Genomic DNA, 1,054 nt, shown 5'->3' with positions numbered 1-1,054 from the left:
GCGACGCGAGGGACACGTTGCCGGCGATTAGCCTTGAGACGACGAGCAACGAACGACTAAAGCCCTTGTTTTAGCTCTTTCCGCTGCCGGAGTTTTTCTAGCACCTTTAGAAACATCGGTTCGGAAGGCTCCGCATGGATACAGTAATCCTCATCGAGATATCGAAATTTGATCTGGTATGCGTGTAAAAAACATCGTTCAGCCGAAGTACCACCGTAACGCGAATCACCAAGGATAGGGCTACCTAAAGACTTGCATGCGACACGAAGTTGATGGGTTTGCCCTGTCTGCGGCATTAACCAAAACCCCCATCCTTCATCAGACGGGCATGCGTAAAACCGCGTAACACTGGGGTTAAGATGTGTTCTGCAGAGCTTGTAGCTACCGCCCCTCGATTTCTCCATATCTCCCGATATAAGCCCCTGTTTCTTCTTGGGTTTTTTATCACTAATGGCGAGGTAAACTTTGTCGACCGTTTTTGATTGAAATAGTTGCGAAAGCGCACTATTCGCTCGGCTATTTTTCGCAACTAACAGAGCACCGCTTGTCACACGATCTAGGCGATGGACAGGGTATAAAGCATCCGAGCCGATTTGCTCACGTAATAGAGCAACAAACCCTTGGACCGACTCCCCCGCATTATTCTCTGAATGAAACGCGAGATTGTGGGGTTTCTCGCAGACCAAAAAATCGTCATGCTCAAAAAGCAGTCTAATTTTCTGAGGGTTCATATCGTGCCTTATCGTTAAGGGAGATTGGAACCAATTGCATGGATAATTTTGGTACTTTAATTGGCGCTGAGCGGAGTTGCTTGAAAAAGAACTGCGACGCATCCTGCGCCAAATTGAGCAGCCCGTATTTGAACGGGACGCCGACAAGCCCTGTTGCAAACTCCTTCGCTACGGTTATACGCTTCTCTTTTGCGTATAAGTTTGCGTAACTCGCTATCATTGCTGAGACTGAGCGAGATAAGTGCAAGTAATCGCTCTGAATTGTCATTCCAAGCTGATAAGTATTAGAGAGCAGCTGAATGGCCGCGCTTGTGCGAATTTGC

At 47.7% G+C, this 1,054-nt stretch carries 1 protein-coding gene and 1 pseudogene; both read right to left on the bottom strand.

The window, feature by feature from the left end; all coding sequences use genetic code 11:
* Positions 1–56: 56 nt before the first annotated feature.
* On the bottom strand, positions 57–731 hold the full coding sequence (locus A3751_RS14700) for a TIGR01621 family pseudouridine synthase (RefSeq protein WP_068457455.1): 675 nt from the start codon (positions 729–731) through the stop codon (positions 57–59).
* A pseudogene (locus A3751_RS22905) lies at positions 712–1,054 on the bottom strand (hypothetical protein); the annotation flags it as partial. The gene A3751_RS14700 and the pseudogene A3751_RS22905, both read right to left, overlap by 20 nt.

This window comes from Oleiphilus sp. HI0080 (assembly GCF_001635135.1).
Note: the sequence above shows the minus strand (reverse complement) of the source record. Positions and strands in the feature narration are given on the sequence as shown.